The 13,700-nt window shown below is 73.6% G+C and carries 12 protein-coding genes; 7 read left to right on the plus strand and 5 right to left on the minus strand.

The features are described from left to right. Positions 1 to 72 precede the first annotated feature (72 nt). A complete protein-coding gene (locus ACH45N_RS10945; protein WP_397393525.1) occupies positions 73 to 1,113 on the minus strand; it encodes a spermidine synthase in 1,041 nt (346 codons plus the stop codon). 100 nt (positions 1,114 to 1,213) lie between these two features. On the opposite strand from ACH45N_RS10945, the gene ACH45N_RS10950 reads away from it, so the two are divergent. The 3 genes from ACH45N_RS10950 (at position 1,214) to ACH45N_RS10960 (ending at position 3,514) form a co-directional block, all read left to right on the plus strand. Next, positions 1,214 to 1,681 carry an SAV_6107 family HEPN domain-containing protein gene (locus tag ACH45N_RS10950; RefSeq protein ID WP_397393527.1) on the plus strand — a complete coding sequence of 156 codons (468 nt, stop codon included), beginning with the start codon at positions 1,214 to 1,216 and terminating at the stop codon, positions 1,679 to 1,681. 59 nt (positions 1,682 to 1,740) lie between these two features. Then, positions 1,741 to 2,982, plus strand: coding sequence for a DNA polymerase IV (locus tag ACH45N_RS10955; protein ID WP_397393529.1), 1,242 nt, complete (start codon positions 1,741 to 1,743; stop codon positions 2,980 to 2,982). Positions 2,983 to 3,088: 106 nt separating this feature from the next. Further along, complete coding sequence (locus ACH45N_RS10960; RefSeq protein ID WP_377231349.1) at positions 3,089 to 3,514, plus strand: DUF3040 domain-containing protein; 426 nt, start codon at positions 3,089 to 3,091, stop codon at positions 3,512 to 3,514. A gap of 144 nt (positions 3,515 to 3,658) precedes the next feature. Here the strand turns inward: ACH45N_RS10960 and ACH45N_RS10965 are convergent, their stop codons facing one another. From ACH45N_RS10965 to ACH45N_RS10975, 3 genes are read right to left on the minus strand one after another with little or no spacing between them, the layout of a single operon-like run. After that, the gene (locus tag ACH45N_RS10965; RefSeq protein ID WP_397393531.1) at positions 3,659 to 5,950 is read right to left on the minus strand and encodes a transglutaminaseTgpA domain-containing protein; all 2,292 of its coding nucleotides are present in this window, start codon (positions 5,948 to 5,950) and stop codon (positions 3,659 to 3,661) included. Continuing rightward, positions 5,947 to 7,260 carry a DUF58 domain-containing protein gene (locus ACH45N_RS10970; protein WP_397393533.1) on the minus strand — a complete coding sequence of 438 codons (1,314 nt, stop codon included), beginning with the start codon at positions 7,258 to 7,260 and terminating at the stop codon, positions 5,947 to 5,949. Before ACH45N_RS10970 ends, ACH45N_RS10965 begins: the two co-directional genes overlap by 4 nt. Positions 7,261 to 7,280: 20 nt before the next feature. After that, on the minus strand, positions 7,281 to 8,330 hold the full coding sequence (locus ACH45N_RS10975) for an AAA family ATPase (RefSeq protein WP_397393535.1): 1,050 nt from the start codon (positions 8,328 to 8,330) through the stop codon (positions 7,281 to 7,283). A gap of 397 nt (positions 8,331 to 8,727) precedes the next feature. On the opposite strand from ACH45N_RS10975, the gene mraZ reads away from it, so the two are divergent. The 4 genes from mraZ (at position 8,728) to ACH45N_RS10995 (ending at position 13,012) form a co-directional block, all read left to right on the plus strand. Next, positions 8,728 to 9,198: a division/cell wall cluster transcriptional repressor MraZ gene (gene mraZ / locus ACH45N_RS10980; RefSeq protein ID WP_357484605.1), complete on the plus strand. Its 471-nt coding sequence runs from the start codon at positions 8,728 to 8,730 to the stop codon at positions 9,196 to 9,198. A gap of 177 nt (positions 9,199 to 9,375) precedes the next feature. Continuing rightward, the gene (gene rsmH / locus ACH45N_RS10985; RefSeq protein ID WP_397393538.1) at positions 9,376 to 10,419 is read left to right on the plus strand and encodes a 16S rRNA (cytosine(1402)-N(4))-methyltransferase RsmH; all 1,044 of its coding nucleotides are present in this window, start codon (positions 9,376 to 9,378) and stop codon (positions 10,417 to 10,419) included. After that, the gene (locus ACH45N_RS10990; RefSeq protein WP_397393540.1) at positions 10,416 to 10,844 is read left to right on the plus strand and encodes a hypothetical protein; all 429 of its coding nucleotides are present in this window, start codon (positions 10,416 to 10,418) and stop codon (positions 10,842 to 10,844) included. Before rsmH ends, ACH45N_RS10990 begins: the two co-directional genes overlap by 4 nt. Continuing rightward, a complete protein-coding gene (locus ACH45N_RS10995) occupies positions 10,841 to 13,012 on the plus strand; it encodes a penicillin-binding transpeptidase domain-containing protein (protein WP_397393542.1) in 2,172 nt (723 codons plus the stop codon). The genes ACH45N_RS10990 and ACH45N_RS10995 overlap by 4 nt, the downstream gene beginning before the upstream one ends. Positions 13,013 to 13,024: 12 nt before the next feature. On the opposite strand, the gene ACH45N_RS11000 is transcribed toward ACH45N_RS10995, so the two are convergent. Beyond that, the gene (locus ACH45N_RS11000; protein WP_397393544.1) at positions 13,025 to 13,669 is read right to left on the minus strand and encodes a TetR/AcrR family transcriptional regulator; all 645 of its coding nucleotides are present in this window, start codon (positions 13,667 to 13,669) and stop codon (positions 13,025 to 13,027) included. Positions 13,670 to 13,700: the final 31 nt, after the last annotated feature.

The raw sequence follows: 13,700 nt of genomic DNA on the forward strand, positions 1-13,700 counted from the left end.
CGGCCTTCTTCGCGCGCCCGGGCGGCGTGTCAGACGTACGGGGTGGTGCGACGTGTCAGACGTACGGGGTGGTCAGGAAGCCGGCGTCGCCAGCGGGGCCGCCGTGCCGGCGAACGCCGCCGCGTCGTCGCCGGCCAGGAGGGTGGCGGGCACCGCCAGGGTGCGCAGGGCGCGCCCCAGGCGGGCGTCCCGCAGGTCCGGGAGCTCGAGGACGTCGCGGGTCCCCTGGGGGCCCTGTGCGGCGTCCTGGGCGCCCTCGTGCGCGCCCTCCGCCCCGACGGCGTCCCGGGTGCTGTTGCGGCTGTCCTCGGGGCTGCCGTCCTGGCTGTCCGGCCGGACGTCGTCCTGCGGCGGGTCCGCGGGCAGCGCGCGGACGGCCGCGAGGACCAGGTTGCCGTACCGGCGCCCCTTGAGGATCGCGGGTTCGGCGACCGCGGCGAGCCGGCCCTGTACCGCGGCATCCGGCCCGAAGGCCTCCGCGAGGCTCGCGACCTCGCGGCGCGCGGTGGTCAGCGGCGGCCGGTCGGCGCAGTTCACCAGGAGGACGCCGCCGGGGCGCAGCACGCGGTGCGCCTCGGCCGCGAACCCCGTGCCCACGAGGTGCGCGGGCGTGCGGTCGCCCGCGAACACGTCGCGGACCACCACGTCGTAGGAGGCGTCGCGGGCGGAGGCCAGGGCGCGTCCCGCGTCGTCGGCGCGCAGGCGCAGCAGGGGCGAGCGCGGCAGGGCGAACCACTCGCGCACGAGCTCCAGGAGGCGGGGGTCGAGGTCGACGCCGAGCTGGCGGGAGCCGGGCCGCTCGTGCTCCACGTGCCGCGCGAAGGCGCTGCCGGCGGCCCCGAGGTGCAGCACCCGCAGCGGCCCGGGCGGCAGGAGTGCCACGAACGCGGCCATCTGCTGCATGTACTCGAAGTCGAGAAAACCGGGGTCGGCGAGGTCGAGGCTGGAGCTCGGTACGCCGTTGACGTGCAGCGTCACCCGCTGAGGGAAGTCGGGGTCGCGCACCACCTCGGCGGTACCGGTGCTGATCGGCACGGGGCCGACGGGCAGCTCGGCGGGGAATGTCAGTGGTGCGGAGGAGGATGGGCGGCGTCGGGCGGAGCGGCGGGCCATGAGCACAGTGTCTCCCGGGCCGGCGGTGCGCTTGACAGGATAGAACGTATGTTCGATAGTGTCGCACAAGGGGTTCGATCGGAGGTTCGAGATGGGCACCATGCAGTCTCAGAGCGGGCGGGACGTGGTCTCGGCACGCATGCTCGTGCCACGCGCCGTCCCGCCGGGTGTCACCGCACTGCTGCGCAAGGCGGACGCGGAGCTCGCCGAGGCCGCGCGTGCGGCCGACCCGGGCGACCGGTTCGTGCACGCGCACCTCGCGGCCATCCGCTCGGCCGCGGCCGTGGTGGCATTGCGGGGCCGCCCGTCGGCGCGCTCCGGCGCGCGGACGGTGTGGGACATGCTCGCGCACGCCGAACCGGACCTCGCGGCCTGGTCGGGCTACTTCGCGTCCGGCGCGCCCCTGCGGGCCGCCGTGGACGCCGGGCGCCCGGAGCAGGTGGAGCCCGCGCGGGCGGACGAGCTGCTGGCGTGCGCAGAGGACTTCCGGGACGAGGTGGCGATGCTCGTGGACCCGGAGACCGGGTTCGCGACGCAGCGCCTGTCCCTGGTGCCCGAGGCGTCCTGACCGGCGCCGGCAGGAGCCGGCAGACAAGCACTGGGCAAGTACGGGAACGGAGCACGTTCGTGAGCAAGGGGCCGCGGTCAGCGGCGGCGAGGCGGGACTGGGGGTCGGACGAGTCCGGCTGCTCGGTGCTGCACCTGGACATGGACGCGTTCTTCGCGTCCTGCGAGCTGGCGCGGCGGCCGGAGCTGCGTGGCCTGCCGGTCATCGTCGGCGCGCAGGAGCGCGGCGTCGTGCTGGCCGCGACCTACGAGGCGCGCGCCTTCGGCGTCCGGTCCGCGATGCCGATGACGCGGGCGCGCCTGCTGTGCCCGCAGGCCGTCGTGGTCCGGCCCGACCACGAGCTGTACCGCGACGTCTCCCGCTCGGTCATGGGCCTGCTGCAGGAGGTCACGCCGCTCGTGGAGCAGATCAGCGTGGACGAGGCCTTCCTGGACGTCAGCGGGGCCCGGCGGCGCCTCGGCCCGCCCACGATGATCGGCGCCGAGCTGCGCCGCCGCATCGAGGCCGAGCACGGCGTGACGGCCTCGGTGGGCATCGCCCGGAACAAGTTCGTGGCCAAGCTGGCCTCCACGCACGCCAAGCCGGACGGCCTGATGCTCGTCCCCGTGGACGCCACCGTCGACTTCCTGCACACGCTGCCCGTCGGCGCCCTGTGGGGCGTGGGGGAGAAGACCGAGAAGTCGCTCGCCGCGTGGGGGATCACCACCGTGGCGGAGCTGGCCCGCACGGACCTGCCGAGCCTGCAGGCGGCCGTCGGCCGGGTCAGCGGCGCGCACCTGCACGACCTCTCCTGGGGTCGCGACCCGCGCCCCGTCGTCCCCGAGCAGCGCGAGCACAGCATCGGCGCCGAGACCACCTTCGGCACCGACCAGGACGACGCCGACGCGGTGAACCGCCGGGTGCTGGAGCTGTCCGACCGAGTGGCGGCGCGGCTGCGGCACCAGGGCGTGCTGGCGCGCACGGTGTCGGTGAAGGTGCGCTCCAGCGACTTCGCGACGTTCACCCGGTCGCGGACGCTGGACGGGCCCACGGACGTCGCGCGGGACATCTACCTCGTGGCGCGCGAGCTCGTGGCGGCGGTCGATCTGGGGGGTCTCCCGGTGCGGCTGGTCGGCGTGCGGGGTGAAAACCTTCGGGAACGGGACGGGTCCACCCAGCAGCCGACGCTCGAAGAAGCGGTCGATCCACGCTCCGGAGCGCAGCGTGAGGCCGAGCTCGCGCTCGACGCGGTGCGTGAGAAGTTCGGGAAAACGGCGATCGACCTGGGTGTACACCGCAAGAACGGCACGCATCTTTACTGATCTGCCCCTATAGTCATGGGTATGCCCGGGATGTCGACTACCAACGACGGCCGGGTCGTCCTATCCTGGAAGGGACACTGTTCCTTTGCGAGATCCGGGGGTCTCGATGCCTCTGTCCGAGTACGAGCAGCGGGTGCTGGAGCAGATGGAGCGTGCTCTGACGTCAGACGACCCGCGGCTGGCGAACACGCTCCAGTCCACAGGCCGTGGTAACGCGCTCCGTTATGTGCTGTCCGGGGCCGGCGTAGTCGTCGGCCTGCTTCTTCTTGTCGTCGGTGCAGCGACGTCGCGTACGTGGCTCGGGGCCATCGGCTTCGTGCTGATGTTCGCGGGTGTGGTCTTCGCGTTCCTCGGACCGCGCAAGAAGCAGCAGGAGGGTCCGGTCGGCGTCGTCGGCGAAGACGGCACCGTCCAGCCCTCGAACGGGGGAGCACGCAAGGCCCGCAAGCGGCAGGGTGGTGGTGGTCGTTCCGGCTTCCTCGCCCGCCTCGAAGAGCGCTGGGAGAACCGGCGCAACCAGGGTGGTCGCTAGCCGGCCAACCGTTCCCGGTGGTCCTGACCGGACGACCGCACATGACAGGAGCCGGGCCCCGAGGGGCCCGGCTCCTGTCTTTCTCCCCGTTGAGTGCTGGCTATTTGCGACTCTCAAGCCGTGAGAGCCGCAAATAGCCAGCACTCAACGGGGGCGGGTGAGGGCCTCCGTGAGCTCCGCCGTGACCGTGGCCGTAAGCTCCTCGAGCTCGGCGGCCGTCGGGGGCGTCGAGTCGCGGGCGTAGCGCTCGTCCTCGGCGGCGTCGGCCAGGGCGGTGAGCCGTTCGGCGACGTCGTCGGGCAGGGGTGTGCCCGTCCTGGCGCGCACCTGGTCGGCGATGACCTCCGGCGCGCGGCGCAGCGTGACCGACGGGCCGAGCCGCACCTCCCGCTCGGCGAGCAGCGCCAGCACACGGGCCCAGGCCCGCTCGGGATCGAGCTCCTCGACCTCCGTCCGACGGCGCAGCAGCAGCCACGCGGCGCCCCCGAGCACCCCGAGGGCGACGATGACCGCGACCACCCAGGCCCAGCCGGGCAGGGTCTGGTCGGACACCTGGCTGCCGGACGACGCGTCGTCCGTGGCGCCCGCCTCGGACTGCTCCGGCCGCTGGGTCGGCTGCTGCGGGGGCACCTCGTTGGCGCGCGACGGCGTGGGCGACGCGCTGGGCGCCGTGCCCGTGCCGGGGTTCGCGTACGAGGGCAGCGGGCCGGTCTGGACCTGCGGCGTCGGCTCGAAGCGGACCCAGCCGACGGACGGGAAGTAGATCTCCGGCCAGGCGTGCGAGTCCTGGCCGGTGACCCGGTAGCTGCCGTCACCGTCAGGCCGGCCGGGCAGCCAGCCGACGCCGATCCGCGCCGGGATGTCGAGGCTGCGGGCCATCACCATCATCGAGAGGGCGTACTGCGTGCAGTACCCCTCCTTGTTCTGCAGGAAGTCCCAGACGGTGTCCGACGAGCCGCGGTAGTCGGCGTCCGGGTTGTACACGAACCCGGCGCCCGAGCGCAGGTGGTTCTGCAGCGCGACCGCCGCGTCGAACCGGGTGGGCGCGTCGCCGGCGATCTCCTGGGCGTAGGCGGCGATGTCGTCCCGGTGCTCGGTGTCCGGCACCTCCGTGTAGCCGGCCGACCGGGGGTCGCCCGCCGTCGGCGTGGCCCGCAGCAGCTCGGGGGTGAGCCCGCGGTCGGCGATCTCGACGGTGTACGGCGCTCCCTGCTGGGTACCCTCGCCGCTGCGCACCTCGTCCCGCAGCGGGTCGTAGGCCCAGTCACCCTCGACGTCGACGGTGCGGGGCTCGAGCGGCAGCGGCAGCTCCGCGCCGTCGAGCTGCCCGATCCGCAGGTTCATCCGGCGGAGCTCGCCCTCGGAGCCCTCGCCGGGCGGCGCGAGCACCGTCGACGGGTCGAACTCGGTCAGGCCGCCGGTGGGCACGTTCCGGTTGGTCTGGACGCCGTCGAAGGCGGTCAGGGTCATGACGCGCAGGGGGCCGGCGGGCTCGCCGTCGGCCATCGTGTACGTCAGCACGGTGTTGGAGGAGCGGGCGCTCAGCGGCTGGCGCATGTCCAGCTCGGAGGACAGCTCCACCGTGTCCGAGGGCGTGGAGATGAGCTGGTTCCACGTCCCGGCCAGCGCCGGGAGGGCCGCCATGCCGGTCGCGACGCCGAGCGAGGTGGCGGCGACCGCCACCGACGTCAGGGCCGTGATCCCGGAGCGGAACCGCTGCGCCCGGCGCACCGCCGCGGAGTCGGCGTCACTGCGCCGGCCCGGGGTCAGCCCCACGGGGTCGACGGTCAGCAGCAGGAGCATCGCGGTGACGCTGATGACGAAGACCGGCCACTGCACGTCCCCGATGAGCGTCAGCGACGGTGTCCACAGGAGCAGCAGCGGCACCCCGGCGAAGCCCGGCATGCGGGCGCCGGCGAGGGAGTCCACGACGAGCAGCACCAGCAGGGTGCCGCCGACGGCGACCATGCTGATGGCCGGGCCGGGGTCCACGGGAGCGACCTGCGTGCTCATCAGCTCGGTGGCCTGGCGGAACCGTTCGAGGGCCTGCTCCACGGAGTCGGGCCCCACGAAGGGCTCGAACCGCTGGCCCGGCCCGCCGTAGCGCGCCAGGACGAACCAGACGGCGACGAGGAGACCCGCCGTCGTCGCGAAGAACGAGGCGCTGCCGGCCGCGCGGTCGGCAGCCCGGTCCGCGCTGGGCCCCTGGCCCGCCGCCCGGCGGGCGGCGGCCCGGTCGACGGCGTTGCGCAGCAGCAGGTACCGCACCACGCAGGTGGTGGCGGAGACCAGGACGACGCCGGTGGTGCCGGCCGTGAGCCAGGGCCCGGGGTCGATGACGAGCGTGAGCGCGTGCATGGACGCGATCACGGCGATCGCGACGAGCACGCCGGACGCGACGGTGCGGACCAGCGGGCCGCGGTGTGCGGGGATCACGGCGCACGCTCCGCGAGCAGGGCCCAGGCGCGTTCCGGGTCGGTGCGGGCCTCGCAGGTGCTGACGTGCCAGCCGGAGGCGCGCAGCTCGGCTGCCGTCTGGTCCAGCTCGTGCTGGAACCCGGCGCCGCGCGGCGCCACCAGCAGCCCCCAGCAGGTGCCCTCGGCGCCGAGCGCGGCGAGGTCGTGTCGCGCGTCAGGCCCCTGCGGGCCGAGCACCGCCACGACGATCTCGCCCGGGGCGCGGGCGAGCCGGAGCGCCCGCGCGGTGGTGCTCGTCGCGTGCTGCCCCTCCGACGCGCCGCGGTGCCCCCGGATGTCGACGCAGGCGTCCAGGAGGGCGGACCGGCTGGCGCGGGTGATGGCGAAGCGGACGCCGTCCACGCTGGGCGCCACGCTGGTGGTCACCAGGCGGGACGGGTGGCCGGCGTCGAGGAACGACGTGGCGATCGACGCGGCGAGCTCGACGGCCCACTCGCCGTCGTCCACCGCTGCCGGACGACGCAGGCTCCCGGACTCCTGCCAGTGGGGCAGCAGCGAGCGGTCGAGCAGGACGGTCACGGGGCGCACCCCGGCGCTCTCGTCGGCGCGGACCATGAGCTGGCCGCGGCGTGCCGCGCTCGCCCAGTGCACACGGCGCGGGTCGTCGCCCGCGACGTACTCCCGCAGCACGGAATCGTCGCTGGACTGCAGGCGCGCGCCCGTGGCGGAGTGGTCGACGTCGCCCACCGACCGGGTGCGCACGGCAAGCTCGACGGTGCGGGGCCACACCGGGACGTGCGTGGCGGCCCCGAGGGGCTGGGTGGCGCGGACCAGGCCGAACACGTCGGTGCGGGTGGTCAGCAGCGGACCGAGCGACCAGCGCCCGCGCCGCATCGGCGTGAGCGAGTAGTGCACGGTGATGCGGTCGGCCCGCGCGGAGACCCGGGCGCGGATGCCCTGGTGCCCGGCGAGCTCGTGCGCCGCCTGCTCGGACAGGCGCAGGCGGGACAGCCGCTCGTACGCCGCGCCCGAGGCCTGGTGCGCGGCGACCAGGAGGCTCACGTCCGCCGTCCGGTCGCGCACCACGGGGTTGGGCGCCACGGACCGCGTCACGTGCAGGGCGCCCCGGCCCGACTCCAGCCGCTGGGTGCCGATCACCAGCCAGGCCACGGCCACGGCGATGAGCGCCGCGGCGCCGAGGCCGACCAGGTCGGGCAGGGTGAGGACCAGCCCGAGCGGGATCAGCACACCGCCCACGCAGGCCGCCCCGATGCCGCGGGGGGTGAGCCGGACCCGGCTGATCCGTGCGAGCGTGTCACGCCACTTCATGACCGTGCCGCCCCGGCCGCTCAGAACTGGCGCCGGTCGGCGGGCTCGAGCGCCGGCACCGGGGTGCGCTGCACGATCTCGTCGACGAGCGTCTCGGGGGTCACACCACCGAGGCGCGCCTCGGTGGTGAGGATGAGGCGGTGGGCCAGCACGGGCCGGGCGAGCCGCTGGATGTCGTCGGGCAGCACGTGGTCGCGGCCCGCCATGGCGGCGATGGCCTTGGCGGCGCGCAGGAGCTGGAGCGAGGCGCGCGGCGAGGCGCCCAGCCGCAGGCCCGGGTGCTCGCGCGTGGCGCCGACGAGCCCGACGACGTACCGCTTGACCGAGGGTGACGCGTACAGCGACCGCACGAGCTGCGCGAACCGCAGCAGCGTGTGCCCGTCGGTCACGGCCTCCAGGTGCGCCAGCGGCGTGCTGGCCTCCTGCCGGTCGAGCATGAGCATCTCGGCGTCGATGTCCGGGTAGCCCACGGTGATGCGGGCCATGAAGCGGTCGCGCTGCGCCTCGGGCAGCGGGTAGGTGCCCTCCATCTCCACCGGGTTCTGGGTGGCGACCACGAGGAACGGCCGGGGGAGCTGGTGGGTGGTGCCGTCGACGGTGGTCTGGCCCTCCTCCATGCACTCCAGCAGCGCGGACTGGGTCTTGGGCGAGGCGCGGTTGATCTCGTCGCCGATCACGATGTTGCTGAACACCGGCCCCGGCCGGAACTCGAACTCGTGGCTGCCGGTGCGGAAGATGTTGACGCCCGTGAGGTCGCTCGGCAGCAGGTCCGGCGTGAACTGGATGCGGCCCACGTGGCAGTCGATGCTGCGCGCGACGGCCTTGGCGAGGGTGGTCTTGCCGACGCCGGGGACGTCCTCGACGAGCAGGTGGCCCTCGGCCAGCAGGACGGCGAGGGTGATGTCGGCCAGGCCGGGCCGGCCCGTCACCACGGACTCCACGGCGCCCCGGACGCGGGCCATGGTCTCCACGAGCTCGTCGAGCGCGGCGGGTCCGGGCGCTCCCTGTGGAGCGGGTGCTCCGCCGAACCGAGGATCCGTGAGGCCGGACGTGGCGCGTTCCGTGTGCACTGGGGGACCTCCATCGGGCCGGGAGTCAGGCCGGTTTCTCGCGCGTGTACGCGCTCTTCGGAAGCCGGGGCGACTGTCGCTCGCCCGGCTGGACCAGCCTAGTGGAGATGTAAAGCACTCTGTTGTGTGCATCACGCGGTCTTCACACATCCCAGAGCTTGTTTCGCCCTGGTGAAACGACGTCTCGCCCGGCGAGGGACCCGCACGAGACCGCGGACCGGAGGCGCCTACCGGGACATTCCACGCCACGCCGGGCATGAATTTACTCCACCTGCTCTTTACCTCTTTGACCTGCGCATTGAGGGCCGGTGGGCAGTTCTCCCCAGGGTTTTTCCGAGTGTGGTGGTGGAAAGTGGAGTAGCGTGGAGTATGCGGGAGCGGAAGGAGGTGTCGGCCCATGACTGCGATGGCAGAAGGTTTCGCAGGTCTGGGTCTGCTCCTCGGCACGTACACCCCGAAGCTCGACGAGAAGGGGCGCCTGATCCTTCCCGCCAAGTTCCGGGGGCGACTGTCCGGCGGTCTGGTGATGACCAAGGGGCAGGAGCGGTGCCTCTTTCTTCTTCCGATGGACGAGTTCCAGCAGATCTACACCCAGATCCGGCAGGCGCCGGTGACGAGCAAGGCAGCACGGGACTACACGCGAAACTTCCTGGCGGGAGCGAGCGACGAGGTCCCGGACAAGCAGGGCCGGGTCTCCATCCCGACGCACCTGCGGGCGTACGCCGGTCTCGACCGCGATGTGGTCGTGATCGGGGTGGGAACCCGCGTGGAGGTGTGGGATGCGCAGGCGTGGGCCACATATCAGGAACAGACCGAACCCGACTACATCGATCAGGCCGAGGAGATCTTCCCCGGGCTGAGCTTCTAGGCAAGGCGAGGGGACGGCCGTACGGCCAGGCCTCCTCCCGCAGGATCCGGCGCACTTCCCCGCCGCCGGAACCGTGCGGAGGGAGACCTGACCGGGCGGCCCCGCCCGCCGGAGCAGCCTGGTTCGGAGCAGGACCGGCGGCATGCAGGACCAGCACCACGCAGGAGGGAGACACCGATGAACGCGACCGACGACCGCCCCGGCACCGGCAGTGACGCCGCCGACCGCCACCTCCCGGTGCTGCTCCAGCGCTGCGTCGACCTGCTGGCCCCCGCGCTGGCCGAGCCCGGCTCGGTCCTGGTGGACTGCACGCTCGGCATGGGCGGCCACACGGAGGCCGTGCTCGAGCAGCTCCCGACGGCCCGCGTCATCGGCATCGACCGCGACCCTCAGGCCCTCGCCCTCGCGGGCGAGCGGCTGGCCCGGTTCGGCGACCGGTTCACGCCGGTGCACGCGGTGTACGACGAGATCACCGAGGTGGTCGACGCGCACGCCGGCGGCGCCGTGCAGGGCGTGCTCATGGACCTCGGGGTGTCCTCGCTGCAGCTCGACGAGACCGACCGCGGTTTCGCCTACGCCCAGGACGCGCCGCTCGACATGCGCATGGACTCCACCCAGGAGCTGACGGCGGCCGTGGTGCTCAACACGTACGACGAGCGCGACCTCGCGCGGATCCTGCGGGAGTACGGCGAGGAGCGCTTCGCGGGCAAGATCGCGCGGGCGATCGTCCGGCGTCGGGCCGAGCGGGAGTGGGACCGCAGCGGGGAGCTCGTCGACCTGCTGCGCGCCGTCATCCCCGCCGCGACCCGCAAGACCGGGGGCCACCCGGGCAAGCGCACCTTCCAGGCGCTGCGCATCGAGGTGAACGGTGAGCTCGAGGTGCTCGAGCGGGCCGTGCCCGCCGCGATCGAGGCGCTCGCGGTGGACGGCCGCATCGTCGTGGAGTCGTACCAGTCGCTCGAGGACCGGATCGTCAAGCGGGCGATCGCGCAGGGCACCACGTCGTCGGCCCCGCCCGGCCTGCCCGTGGAGCCCGAGACGCACCGGCCCTATCTCGAGGCGCTCACCCGGGGCGCGGAGGAGGCCGACGCCGAAGAGCTGGAGCGCAACCCGCGCTCGGCGTCGGTCCGGCTGCGCGCCGCACGGCGCGTGCGCCCCACGCCCGAGCACCTGCTGAACCGCACCAACAAGCACCACACAGCGAAGGAGGACCGCCGATGAGTGCTACCCACGCCGCGACGGCCCGCGCAGTCCGTCCGGCCGAGCTGCCCCGCACCCGCAGGGCACCGCTGACCGCGATCTCGGGGGGCGCCGCGCAGCGCGGCCGCCGCCTGGACGTGGTCCGCGCACCGCTGCACGCGAAGAGCCGGGTGCCCTTCTTCGTGCTGTGCGCCACCCTGATGGTCGGTTCCCTCGTGGCGGTGCTGGTGCTCAACACCACGCTCGCGCGCGGCTCCTACGAGATGTCGCAGCTCCAGGGCGACGTGGCGCAGACCGCCCAGGACGTCCAGGTGCTGCAGGAGGACCTGAGCGCGGCCGAGACGGACCTGCCCGCCAAGGCCCGCAGCCTCGGCATGGTGCCGGCGGAGAACCCGACGATGGTCAGTGTCCTTACCGGCAAGGTGGTGAAGGGTACGGACCAGTGACGGGTCCGACGTCGGGCTCGGGCCGGCAGCGCACCCCGTCGGGGCGCGCTGCCGGCCCGCGTTCCGCCCAGCCGCAGCGCAAGCAGACCGGCGCACCGCCGCAGCAGGCCCGGACCGCCAAGGCCCAGCCGCCGAAGGCCCGCACGGGCCAGGCGCGGCCCGCCAAGGCGCAACCGGCGAAGGCGCAACCCGCCAAGGCTCGCTCCGGCCAGGCCAAGGGCCAGCCCACCAAGGCCCAGCCCACCAGGGCTCAGCCGGCCAGGGCCCGCACCACCAAGGCCCAGCCGCGTGCGACCAGCACCCGGCTGGGCCTTCAGGCACCCGGCGCCCCGCGCCCGGCGTCCGCCCCCACCTCGTCGGCCCCGTCCCGGCCCGCCCGGTCCCGGGTGGCGCGGCCGCTGCCGCCGCGGCCGGGCCGGCCGGAGGTGCGGCAGCGCTGGCTGGTCGGCATCGCGGCCGTGGTGGTGCTCGTCTTCCTGGTGCGGCTGGTGCACGTCCAGCTCATCGAGGGGCCGAGCCTGGCCGCCGAGGCCGAGGCCGCGCGTACGGCCACCGCGGTCACGCCCGCGCACCGCGGCGACATCACCGACGCGAACGGCGTCGTGCTCGCCACCTCGGTGGACCGGTACACGGTGGTGGGCGACCCGGTGGCGATCGAGGACTTCCGTGGTTCGGGCCGCGTCGACGCGGACGGCCACAAGGTGCAGGACGGCGCCCTGGGCATCGCCCAGCTCCTCGCGCCGATCCTCGACGAGCCCAAGAACGAGCTGGCGGCCAAGCTCGTCGGCGAGTCCCGCTACAAGGTGCTCGCCAAGAACGTGGTGCCGCAGGTGCAGCGCGCCATCGCGGACCTGCAGATCCGGGCGTACATCCGGACCGACCTCACCTCCCGGCGCACCTACCCGGCCGGTACGGTCGCGGGCTCGCTGGTCGGTTTCGTGGACGACGAGCAGACCGGGCAGGGTGGCATCGAGGCGGCGTACGACGACCTGCTGGCGGGAACCGCGGGCTCGGACACGTACGAGCGCAGCCTCGACGGCCTGCGCATCCCGGCCGCCGGCCAGAAGTCGGTCCCGGCGGTCCCGGGCGACAGCATCCAGCTCTCGCTGGTGCACGACATCCAGTGGAAGGCGCAGGACTCCATCGACGAGGCCAAGCGGACCACCGGCGCGGAGTACGGCATCGCCATCGTGCAGGACGTGCGCACCGGCGAGATCGTGGCGCTCGCGGACTCGGGTTCGGTGAATCCGAACGACCGGTCGACGTCGGCCGTCGCGGGCGGCTCGCGCGCCGTGAAGGACGTGTTCGACCCGGGCTCGACCGGCAAGGTGATCACCATGGCCGCGGCGCTGGAGGGCGGCTACTGGAACCCGAACAGCAGGTTCACCGTGCCCTACACGTACACGACGCCGAACGGCCAGACCTTCCGCGACTCGCACGAGCACCCCGTGCAGAAGCTCACGCTGACGGGCGTGCTGGCGCAGTCGTCGAACACGGGCACCGTGCAGGCCGGCGAGAAGATCCCGCTGCAGACCCGGCAGGACTACCTGTACAAGTTCGGGTTCGGGCAGCCGACGGGCCTGGGCCTGCCGGGCGAGTCCGTGGGCCTCATGCCGCCCGCCGACGTCGCCGACTGGGACGGCCGCACGCAGTACGCGGTGCTGTTCGGGCAGGGCCTGTCCGTCAACGCGATGCAGGCCACCAGCGTGTTCTCGACCGTGGCGAACGGCGGCGTGCGGATGACGCCGACGCTCTTCGAGGGCTCCACGAGCCCCGACGGCGTCACGACGCCGGCCGAGCGGAAGCCGGGGGAGCGGGTCATCTCGGAGGAGACCGCGGACACCCTGGTCGAGATGATGGAGACCGTGACCGAGGACGGCGGTACGGGTACCAACGCGGCCGTGCCGGGCTACCGGGTGGCGGGCAAGACCGGTACCGCGCAGATGCCCGCCGGCGGCGGCTGGACGTACATGGCGTCGTTCATCGGCGTCGCGCCGGCCGACGACCCCCGGTACACGGTGGCGGTCTTCCTCAAGAGCCCGCACAGCTCGATCTTCGGCGGCGACGTCGCGGCGCCGGTGTTCAGCGACGTCATGGGCTTCACGCTGCAGAAGATGGACGTGCCGCCGAGCGAGGACCCGAAGCGGCGGCTCAAGACCGAGTGGTGAGGCGGTCGCGGGTCAGCTCGTGATCCGCACCGCGGCGCCCAGGGTGGCCGTCAGGATCGACTCGATCGCGAAGCCCGTGGCCGACGCGAGGTCCACGGCCTCCGGGTCGAGCAGCCACTGGAGCTGGAGGCCGTCCATGACGGCGATCACCGCGGCGGCGGCGCGCTCGGGCTCGCCCTCGGGCAGGGTCACGTCCCGCTCGGCGGCCAGCTCGCGCACGGCCTGGGAGATCTCGCCGCGCAGCACGGAGAACCGCTCGGCGACCCAGGTGGACGCCGGGTGCCCGTCGGTCACGGACTCGCCGGTGAGCACCGCGTAGGCCTGCACGATGCCGCGCCGGTCGGCGTTCAGCCGCGCGGTGGTGACCAGGTGGCGGAACAGCTCCATGCCGCCCGGGATGTGCTTGCCCTCCAGGTGCTGCACGTCCACGCGGTCGCGGTACTCGAGCACCTCCCACAGCAGCTTGTCCTTGCTGCCGAAGTGGTGTAGCACCCCGGCGTGGGTGATGCCCACCTGGGCGGCGACGTCGACGAGCGAGCCCTGGTGGTAGCCCTTGGACCCGAACACGCGCGTCGCGGCCGCGAGGATCTCCTCCCGCCGCTGGTCGCGCGTGGGCCGCTTGGCCTTCGGGGCAGCCTGCCCGGTCGCTTCTGGCATGGACTCACGATAGCCGAGAATCCGGGCTTAC

Origin of the sequence: Promicromonospora sp. NPDC019610 (assembly GCF_044389365.1) — a bacterium.
In the GTDB taxonomy this organism is placed as follows: domain Bacteria; phylum Actinomycetota; class Actinomycetes; order Actinomycetales; family Cellulomonadaceae; genus Promicromonospora.